Origin of the sequence: Arthrobacter sp. I3 (assembly GCF_000520575.1) — a bacterium.
In the GTDB taxonomy this organism is placed as follows: Bacteria; Actinomycetota; Actinomycetes; order Actinomycetales; family Micrococcaceae; genus Arthrobacter; species Arthrobacter humicola_A.
Window position 1 is genome coordinate 59,513 of the sequence record NZ_KI914932.1, and the last position, 10,408, is coordinate 69,920.

The 10,408-nt window shown below is 67.2% G+C and carries 6 protein-coding genes and 1 pseudogene; 6 read left to right on the forward strand and 1 reads right to left on the reverse strand.

Annotation, left to right across the window (positions count from 1 at the left end):
* From Y706_RS30270 to pyk, 6 genes and pseudogenes are all read left to right on the forward strand, one after another.
* Positions 1-158 (forward strand): annotated as a pseudogene (locus tag Y706_RS30270) (tryptophan synthase subunit beta); the annotation flags it as partial.
* Positions 155-976, forward strand: a complete 822-nt coding sequence (trpA, locus tag Y706_RS0113885) for a tryptophan synthase subunit alpha (RefSeq protein WP_028277046.1) — start codon at positions 155-157, stop codon at positions 974-976. The pseudogene Y706_RS30270 and the gene trpA, both read left to right, overlap by 4 nt.
* A 3-nt stretch (positions 977-979) precedes the next feature.
* On the forward strand, positions 980-2,287 hold the full coding sequence (lgt, locus tag Y706_RS0113890) for a prolipoprotein diacylglyceryl transferase (protein ID WP_028277047.1): 1,308 nt from the start codon (positions 980-982) through the stop codon (positions 2,285-2,287).
* Between the two features lie 268 nt (positions 2,288-2,555).
* On the forward strand, positions 2,556-7,172 hold the full coding sequence (gene gltB / locus Y706_RS0113895; RefSeq protein WP_028277048.1) for a glutamate synthase large subunit: 4,617 nt from the start codon (positions 2,556-2,558) through the stop codon (positions 7,170-7,172).
* Complete coding sequence (locus tag Y706_RS0113900; protein WP_028277049.1) at positions 7,165-8,622, forward strand: glutamate synthase subunit beta; 1,458 nt, start codon at positions 7,165-7,167, stop codon at positions 8,620-8,622. Before gltB ends, Y706_RS0113900 begins: the two co-directional genes overlap by 8 nt.
* A 69-nt stretch (positions 8,623-8,691) precedes the next feature.
* Positions 8,692-10,194 carry a pyruvate kinase gene (gene pyk / locus Y706_RS0113905; RefSeq protein ID WP_043436173.1) on the forward strand — a complete coding sequence of 501 codons (1,503 nt, stop codon included), beginning with the start codon at positions 8,692-8,694 and terminating at the stop codon, positions 10,192-10,194.
* Positions 10,195-10,271: 77 nt separating this feature from the next.
* Here pyk and Y706_RS0113910 read toward each other — a convergent pair.
* A partial coding sequence (locus tag Y706_RS0113910) for an IS3 family transposase (RefSeq protein WP_028277051.1) occupies positions 10,272-10,408 on the reverse strand: 137 nt, incomplete at its 5' end.

Here is a 10,408-nt window from a genome sequence, read left to right on the forward strand (position 1 = left end):
CGGCCGCAGGCAAGGCAACAGACGCCTCCGAGAAAATCGTGATGGTGAACCTCTCCGGCCGCGGCGACAAGGACGTGGCCACGGCCGCGGAATGGTTCGACCTGCTGGACAAGGATTCACCTGAAGCCGAAATCGCCAAAGAGGGGGAACAGCTGTGAGCACCGGCCAGGACGGCAACCAGCACGCCAGCAAGTCGGCCGCGGCCATTGACCGCGCCCGCGCCCAGGGCCGGGCGGCCCTGATCGGCTACCTGCCCGCCGGCTACCCGAGCGTTAAAGACACCATTGCCGCCGGCATCGCCCTGGCCGAGAACGGCGCCGACCTCATCGAGATCGGCATCCCGTACTCGGACCCGGTCATGGACGGCCAGGTCATCCAGGCCGCCACGACGGAGGCCCTCGCGAAGGGCTTCCACGTCCGGGAGGTCTTCGACGTCGTCCGCGGCATTACGAGCAAGACCGACGCCGCCGTGCTGGTCATGACGTACTGGAACCCCGTGGTCCGGATGGGCGTGGACGAGTTCTCCCGCCGTCTGGCCGAGGCCGGGGGAGCCGGGCTCATCACGCCCGACCTCATTCCGGACGAGGCCGCCGAATGGATGGCGGCCTCGGACAAGTACGGTCTGGACCGGGTGTTCCTCGTGGCTCCCTCGTCCTCGCCCGAACGCATGAAACGCACGGTGGACGCGAGCCGCGGCTTCGTCTACGCCGTCTCCATCATGGGCGTCACCGGCGCCCGGACCTCGGTCAGCTCCGCGGCCAGGGACGTCGTCGCCGCAGCGCACGCCGCGGGCGCCGAGCGCGTCTGCGTGGGCCTCGGCGTCTCCACCGCCAGCCATGTCCGCGAGATCGCCGAGTACGCCGACGGCGTGATTGTCGGCACCGCGCTCGTCGCGGCGATCCGGGACGGCGGCGTGGATGCGGTAGCCTCCTTGACGAAAGACCTCAGCACCGGCCTTACCAAGGAAGAAGCCTAAGCAATGCAGTCAGTCCTCCACGCGGCGGCGATGATTCCCGCGAGCATTCCGAGCCCCAGCTGGTCCGGATTCGACATCCCGCTGCCGTGGGGGTCCCTGCGCATCCACGCCTACGCCCTGTGCATCCTCGCCGGCATTATTGCCGGCCTGTGGCTGACCTCGGTCCGCTGGGCACGCCGCGGCGCCCCCGAGGGCAGCGTCTGGGACATCGCCATCTGGGCCATCCCGTTCGGCATTATCGGCGGACGGCTGTACCACGTGTTCTCCTCTCCGGACGCCTACTTCGGCCCGGGATTCGACGGCACAGGGGACCTGTCCCTGATTCCGCAGATCCAGCGCGGCGGCCTGGGCATCTGGGGCGCGGTCGTGCTCGGCGCCGTGGGCGCCTGGATCGGGTGCCGGCGTGCCGGGGTGAAGCTGAGCGCCTTCATGGACGCCGCGGCCCCCGGACTGCTGCTGGCCCAGGCCATTGGCCGGTGGGGCAACTACTTCAACCAGGAACTCTTCGGCGGCCCCACCACGCTTCCCTGGGGGCTGCAGATCGACCCCAACAACCCGAACTTCCCCCCCGGCATGCCGACGGACACGCTCTTCCACCCGACGTTCCTCTACGAGTCGCTGTGGAACCTGGCCGGCGTGCTGATCCTGCTGGCCCTGGACCGCAAATTCAGCTTCCGCCGCGGCCGCCTCTTCTGCGTCTACGCCATGTACTACACCCTGGGCCGCGTCTGGATCGAGGCCATGCGGATCGACGACGCCGAACAGATCACCCTCTTCGGGCTCACCACCCGGCTCAATGTCTGGACCAGCATCATCGTCTTCGCCGGGGCCCTGCTCGCCTTCATCCTCCTCGGACTGCGCAAGCGCTCCGAGCCGGACACCCCGTTCCTCCCCGGCCGCGCACCTGCGGAGACACAGCCGGCAGGGGCACAGCCGGTGGAGACCACGCCGGCTGAGGAAAAGACGGCTGAGGAAAAGACGGCCGAGGAAAAGTCGGCAGAGTCAGAGCCGGACGCTGACGCGACCGACGCCGACAGCGCTGACCGCGCCACCGGCGCCGACAGTGCTGCCCACGCCGACCGCGCCACCGTTCCCGCAGACGCGGCAACCATCCGCCATTCGGACGCCGCTGTCTCAGATAGTGAATCCCGTGCTAATCTCCGGAATAACCAAAGCGGACCAGTTCGCGCATCCGAGGATGCGGACAGGGACTCCACGGGCGGCACCGCGCCCGCCAATGGAGCTCCGGCAGCCGGAGTTTCCGGCCGCCAGGGAACTGGAACCGCGCCGGAGGCTGAGGGCACCAAGTAGCTCAGCGCCGGCACTTCGGGTTGACCGGAGCCACCGCTCACCGGACCCGACTCCACAGCGTCGTGGCAAAAGGGCTTGGAGTGGACAGCAGATCGAAGCTGTCCATGCAAGCCCGGGCCAGCACCTGCGTAACTGTTAGTACAGGAGGCCGGGCTGGCCTACAATTCCAGTTAGAAAAACACTCTGTTGCGCCCGTCACACACCGGCGTGCCGAGTGGGGCCAATGTTGTCCCTCCCATACGCACGATCAGGAGGAAGGACGTCTCCAATGACCCAAACTCTTCACAGCCCCAGCTGGTCCGATCCGGACCAGCCCTCGGCTGCCGCGTCACCCTTCAGCCGCTTCGCGGCGATTCCGGCCGCTGCCGGACTCTACAATCCGGAGAACGAGAAGGACGCCTGCGGCCTGGCCATCATCGCCACGCTCCGCGGTGAGCCTGGCTACGACATCGTCGACGCCGCCCTGACCGCCCTGCGCAACCTCGAGCACCGCGGTGCCGTGGGCGCCGATGAAGGTACCGGCGACGGCGCCGGCCTCCTGATGCAGGTGCCGGACGAATTCTTCCGCGCAGTCACGGACTTCGAACTTCCGGCCCCCGGCCAGTACATCGTGGGAACCGCGTTCCTGCCCGCCGAGCAGCGCGAATCCGACGCCGCCCGCGCCGGCATCGAAGGCCTCGCCGCGGACGAGGGCCTGACCGTTCTTGGCTGGCGTGAAGTCCCGATCGTGGCCGACCTGGTCGGGGCCATGGCGCGGGCCTGCATGCCGTACTTCTCGCAGCCGTTCTTCGCCTCCAGCACCGGGGAAACCCTCGAACGCAACGAGCTCGATTCCCGCGCCTGGCGGATCCGCAAGCGCGCCCAGAACAAGTTCGGCGTGTACTTCCCGTCGCTCTCCTCCCGGACCATCGTCTACAAGGGCATGCTCACCACCGCGCAGCTCGAGCCGTTCTACCCGGACCTGTCGGACAAGCGCTTCAAGACCAAGCTCGCGATTGTCCACTCGCGCTTCTCCACCAACACGTTCCCGTCCTGGCCGCTGGCCCAGCCGTTCCGCACCATCGCGCACAACGGCGAGATCAACACCGTCAAGGGCAACCGCAACTGGATGCGGGCCCGGCAGTCGCAGCTCGCCAGCCCGCTGCTGGGGGACTCACCCGAAGAGCTGTTCCCAATCTGCACCCCGGGCGCCTCGGACTCGGCCTCCTTCGACGAGGTTGCCGAACTGCTCTGGCTCTCCGGCCGGCCCATCACGCACTCGATCATGATGATGATCCCGGAGGCGTGGGAAAACCACGCCACCATGGATCCGGCCCGCCGCGCCTTCTACGAATACCACTCGATGCTCATGGAGCCGTGGGACGGCCCGGCGGCCGTCTCCTTCACGGACGGCAACCTTGTCGGCGCCACGCTGGACCGCAACGGCCTGCGTCCGGGCCGGTACTGGATCACCGAGGATGGCCTGATCGTCTTCGCCTCCGAAGTCGGCGTGATCGACGTCGAACCCTCCAAGGTGGTCAAGAAGGGCCGCGTCTCGCCGGGCAAGATGTTCCTGGTGGACACCGGGGCCGGCCGGATCATCGACGACGCCGAGGTCAAGGCCGAGGTTGCCGCAGCGAACCCCTGGGCCGAATGGGTCAAGGACAACCTGATCGACCTCAAGAACCTGCCCGAACGCGAGCACGTCGTGCACACCGCCGCCTCGGTCAACATCCGCCAGCGCACCTTCGGCTACACCACCGAGGAACTGAAGATCCTGCTGGGCCCGATGGCCCGCACCGGTGCCGAACCGCTCGGTGCCATGGGCTCGGACACCCCGGTGGCCGTGCTGTCCAAGCGCCCGCGGCTGCTCTTCGACTACTTTGTGCAGTCCTTCGCGCAGGTCACCAACCCGCCGCTGGACGCCATCCGTGAAGAGCTCGTCACGTCCCTGACGTGCGCAATCGGCCCGAACGGCAACCTGCTGGACACCAAGCAGGTCCGGCAGCCGCAGGTCTCGCTGCCGTTCCCCGTAATCAACAACGACCAGCTCGCCAAGATCGCGAACATCGAGAGCGCCGACGGCGGCAAGGTCGCCATGAAGGTCCGCGGACTCTACCGCCCCGAAGGCGGCGAGAACTCCCTCCGGGCCCGGCTCACCGAAATCTGCGAGCAGGTCTCCGGCGCCATCAACCGCGGCGTCCAGTACGTGGTGCTCTCGGACCGCGACTCGAACGCCCAGTGGGCCCCGATCCCGTCCCTGCTGCTGGTCAGCGCCGTGCACCACCACCTGCTGCGCAGCGCCAACCGCACCAAAACCGCGCTCGTGGTGGAAGCCGGCGACGTCCGCGAGACCCACCACGTCGCCGTGCTCATCGGCTACGGCGCCTCCGCCGTGAACCCGTACCTGGCCATGGAATCCGTGGAACAGCTCATCGCCTCCGGCGACGTCGTGGGGGTCACCCCGCAGGACGGCGTCTACAACCTGATCAAGGGCCTGGGCAAGGGCGTCCTGAAGATCATGTCCAAGATGGGCATCTCCACCGTGGCCTCCTACACCGGTGCACAGACCTTCGAAGCGCTCGGCCTCGGCCAGGACCTCGTGGACGAGTACTTCTCCGGCACGCACTCCCAGCTCGGCGGCGTCGGCCTCGACGTCATTGCCGCCGAAGTCCTGGCCCGGCACCGCATGGCCTACCCCGAGAACGGCATCGAACTGCCGCACCAGCCCCTGCTCGGCGGCGGCGAATACCAGTGGCGCCGCGACGGCGAACCCCACCTGTTCAACCCCGAGACCGTCTTCCGGCTCCAGCACGCCACGCGTGAACGCCGCTACGACATCTTCAAGGCCTACACCCGCGGCGTTGACGACCAGTCCGAGAACCTCATGACCCTGCGCGGTCTGCTGAAGTTCAAGGCCGGTTCGCGTCCCGCGGTGCCGCTCGAGGAAGTGGAACCGGTTTCCAGCATCGTCAAGCGGTTCTCCACCGGCGCCATGAGCTACGGGTCCATCTCCAAGGAAGCCCACGAGACCCTCGCGATCGCCATGAACCGGCTGGGCGGAAAGTCCAACACCGGTGAAGGCGGCGAGGACGTGGACCGGCTGCTCGATCCCACCCGCCGTTCCGCGGTCAAACAGATCGCCTCCGGCCGCTTCGGCGTCACCAGCCTGTACCTGTCCAACGCGGACGACATCCAGATCAAGATGGCCCAGGGTGCCAAGCCCGGCGAGGGCGGCCAGCTGATGGCGCAGAAGGTCTACCCCTGGGTGGCCCGCACGCGGCACTCGACCCCCGGCGTCGGCCTCATTTCACCGCCCCCGCACCACGACATCTACTCGATCGAGGACCTCGCGCAGCTGATCTATGACGCCAAGCGCGCCAACCCCTCGGCCCGGGTGCACGTCAAGCTCGTCTCCGAGGTCGGGATCGGCACCGTGGCGGCCGGCGTCACCAAGGCGAAGGCCGACGTCGTGCTGGTCTCCGGACACGACGGCGGTACCGGCGCCTCGCCGCTGAACTCGCTCAAGCACGCCGGTGTCCCGTGGGAACTCGGCCTCGCCGAGACGCAGCAGACGCTCATGCTCAACGGCCTGCGCGACCGTGTGGTGGTGCAGGTCGACGGCCAGCTCAAGACCGGCCGCGACGTCGTGATCGCCGCGCTGCTCGGCGGCGAAGAGTTTGGTTTCGCCACCGCCCCGCTGGTGGTCTCCGGCTGCATCATGATGCGCGTCTGCCATCTGGACACGTGCCCGGTGGGCGTCGCGACCCAGAACCCCGAGTTGCGCTCCCGGTTCAACGGCAAGCCCGAATTCGTGGTGAACTTCTTCGAATTCCTTGCCGAGGAAGTCCGCGAAATCCTCGCCGAGCTGGGTTTCCGCAGCATCGAGGAGGCGATCGGCCATGCCGAGATGCTCGACTCCCGCGACGCGATCAACCACTGGAAGGCCGAAGGGCTGGACCTGGATCCGATCCTGCACGGGCTCGAGTTCGACAACGACGCGCCGCTGCGCAACCTCACCGGCCAGAACCACGAACTCGACAAGCACTTCGACCAGCGCCTGATCGCCATGGCGGCCGAAGCGCTGAGCGACCGCACGCCGGTGAAGATCTCCGTGAACGTCATCAACACGGACCGCTCCGTCGGCACCATGCTCGGCCACGTCGTGACGAAGACCTTCAGCACCGACGTCCTGGCCACGGACACCATTGACATCACGCTCAATGGCACCGCGGGCCAGTCACTCGGGGCGTTCCTGCCGGCCGGCATCACGCTGCGCATGTTCGGTGACTCCAACGACTACGTCGGCAAGGGACTCTCCGGCGGCCGCATCATCGTCCGGCCGGACCGCACCAACGTGTTCCCGGCCGAGCGCAACGTGATCGCCGGCAACGTGATCGGCTACGGCGCCACAAGCGGTGAGCTGTTCCTGCGCGGCCAGGTCGGCGAACGCTTCCTGGTCCGCAATTCCGGCGCCACCGCTGTGGTCGAAGGCATCGGGGACCACGGCTGCGAGTACATGACCGGCGGCCAGACGCTCATCATCGGCCGCACCGGCCGCAACTTCGGCGCCGGCATGTCCGGTGGCACGGCCTACGTGCTGGACCTGCAGACCGAGCGCGTCAACAAGCAGGCCCTCGAGTCAGGGGAGCTGCAGCTGCGCGAGCTCGACGCCGAGGACCGTGACATCGTCCACGGGCTGCTGGTCAAGCACCTCGAGGAAACCGAGTCGCTGCTCGCGGCACGGCTCCTCGAGAACTTCGATGACACCGCAGCCCGCATAACCAAGGTGCTGCCGCGCGACTACGCGGCCGTCCTGCAAACCCGTCTTGACGCCATCGAAGAGGGCCTGGACCCCGACGGCGAAGAAGTTTGGTCTCGAATCCTGGAGGTGACCGGTGGCTGATCCACGCGGATTTCTGAAAGTACGTCAGCGTGAAACCCAGCCGCGCCGTCCCGTCCCGGTCCGCATCATGGACTGGAAAGAGGTCTATGAGGCCCAGGAAAAGGGTGTCCTGAAGAGCCAGGCCGGCCGCTGCATGGACTGCGGCGTCCCGTTCTGCCACCAGGGCTGCCCGCTGGGCAACCTCATTCCGGAATGGAACGACCTCGTCTGGCGGGACAAGGGCGAGGAAGCGATGGAGCGGCTGCACGCCACCAACAACTTCCCCGAATTTACGGGCCGGCTGTGCCCTGCCCCCTGTGAGGCGTCCTGCGTACTCGGCATCAACCAGCCCGCGGTGACCATCAAGCAGGTCGAGGTGTCCATCGTGGACCAGGCCTTCGAGAACGGCTGGGTCAACCCGCTGCCGCCGGCGCGCCTGACCGGCAAGACGGTCGCCGTCGTCGGTTCCGGCCCCGCCGGGCTCGCCGTCGCCCAGCAGCTGACCCGGGTGGGCCACACTGTGGCCGTGTACGAGCGCGACGACAAGATCGGCGGCCTCCTGCGCTACGGGATCCCCGACTTCAAGATGGAAAAAGAGCAGGTGGACCGCCGGCTGGAGCAGATGAAGGCCGAAGGCACCCGGTTCCGCACCGGGGTGGCCGTCGGCACCGACGTGACGTGGGAGCAGCTGCGCCGCCGGTACGACGCCGTCGTCATCGCCACCGGGGCCACCGTCCCGCGTGACCTGCCGATCCCGGGCCGCGACCTCGACGGCGTCCACTACGCCATGGATTACCTCGTGCCGGCCAACCGGGTGGTGGCGGGGGAGACCGTGGAGAACCAGATCAATGCCGCGGGCAAGCACGTGGTCATCCTCGGCGGCGGCGACACCGGCGCCGACTGCCTCGGCACCGCGCACCGTCACCAGGCCGCGTCCGTGACCACACTGGCGATCGGCAAGCAGCCGCCCGTCGAGCGGGCCGGCCACCAGCCATGGCCGACGTTCCCCACCTTGTTCGAGGTCGCCAGCGCGCACGAGGAAGGCGGCGAACGCACCTACCTCGCCTCCACCGTGGAGTTCGTCGGGGAAAACGGCAAACTCACGGGCGTCAAGGTTGCGGAGACGGAATTCGTCGACGGCAAACGCCTGCCGAAGGCCGGCACCGAGCGGATCATTCCGGCGGACCTCGTCTTCTTGTCCCTGGGCTTCACCGGCGCCGAGCCGGCAGGGATCACCGACCAGGTCCAGGCCGACTTTGACGGCCGAGGCAACGTGGCACGCGACGGCTACTACATGACCAACACTGAAGGCATCTTCGTCGCGGGTGACGCCGGCCGCGGCCAGTCGCTCATCGTTTGGGCCATCGCCGAAGGGCGGGCCTGCGCGGCCGCGGTGGACAAGTTCCTGATGGGCAGCACCATTCTGCCGGCACCCGTGGCGCCGACCGACCGTGCGATGGCTGTTCTGTAGTCCCACAGGACCTCCGGGATTCATCCGCACTTCAACTTAATCCATGCAACACACCAGTAGGGTAGGTATATGAGACGCGCTAAAATCGTGGCCACTTTCGGACCGGCAATCGCAAGCTTTGACAACACGCTGGCCGTGCTGGAAGCCGGCGTTGACGTGGCACGCATGAACATGAGCCACGGCGATTACTCCGTGCACGACAACACCTACGAGAACGTCCGCAAGGCTGCGGGACAGCTCGGCAAGGCCGTGGCCATCATGGCCGACCTGCAGGGCCCGAAGATCCGCCTCGGACGCTTCGTCGACGGTCCCCACCTCCTGGAGGTTGGTGACACGTTCACGATCACCACCGAGGACGTTCCCGGCACCAAGGACATCTGTTCCACGACCCTCAAGAGCCTGACAGAGGACGTCAACCCCGGTGATGCCCTGCTGATCGACGACGGCAAGGTCGCCCTCCGCGCGATCGACGTCGACGACGTCAAGGTGGTCGCCCAGGTGATTGTCGGCGGCTGGGTCTCCAATAACAAGGGCATCAACCTGCCCGGCGTTGCTGTCAACGTGCCGGCGCTGAGCGAAAAGGACGAGGACGATCTGCGCTGGGCCATGCGCCGCGGCGTGGACATGGTTGCCCTGTCCTTCGTCCGGGATGCCTCGGACATCGTCCGCGTGCACGAGATCATGGACGAGGAAGGCCGGCGCGTGCCGGTGATCGCCAAGATCGAGAAGCCGCAGGCCGTGGAGCAGCTCCCCGAGATCATCGACGCCTTCGACGCCATCATGGTGGCCCGTGGCGACCTTGGCGTGGAACTTCCCCTCGAGGAAGTGCCGATCGTGCAGAAGCGCGCCGTTGAACTGGCACGCCGCTGGGCGAAGCCGGTCATCGTGGCCACCCAAGTCCTCGAGTCCATGATCGACAACCCGCGCCCGACGCGCGCCGAGGCCTCCGACTGTGCCAACGCGGTGCTCGACGGCGCCGACGCGGTCATGCTCTCCGGCGAGACCAGCGTGGGCAAGTACCCGATCGAGACCGTCAAGGTCATGGCCCGGATCATCGAGTCCACCGAGGTCCACGGCCTCGAGCGCGTCCCCCCGCTCGGCACCAAGCCCAAGACCCGCGGCGGCGCCATCACCCGGGCCGCCGTCGAGATCGCCGACCAGCTGGATGCAAAGTACATCTGTACCTTCACCCAGTCCGGTGACTCTGCACGCCGCCTCTCCCGGCTGCGCCCCATCAAGCCCGTCTTCGCCTTCACCCCGGTGGAGCACGTCTGGAACCAGCTCGCACTGACGTGGGGGATCCAGCCGGTACTGGTCCCGATGGTGGGCCACACCGACGAGATGACGGCCCAGGTTGACCGCAGCCTGCTCGAACTCGACGTCGTCGAGGACGGCGACCTGGTGGTCATCGCCGCCGGTTCGCCTCCCGGAAAGGCCGGTTCGACGAACCTGCTGAAGGTCCACAAGGTGGGCGACCTCGCTGACATCGGCGGCCAGGGCGAAGCGGCCGTGGCCAAGGACAAGCTCGGCCCGTGGCCGGAAAAGAAGAAGAAGAACCGGGTCCAGGCCTAGTTCTGAAAGCTTGAACGCAAAAGGGAGGATCCCGGACATGAACTGGTCCCCGATTGTTGGACTGGCCAAATAAGATCCTAAGCCGCGAGGGCCTGGGCACGGTATTGCACCGGGCTCAGGCCCTCGAGCTTTGTCGAGATACGTTCGGTGTTGTACCAGCGGATGTACTCGTTTAGCGCTGCTTCCAGTGCGTCGGTGCTGAGGAACCGGACGT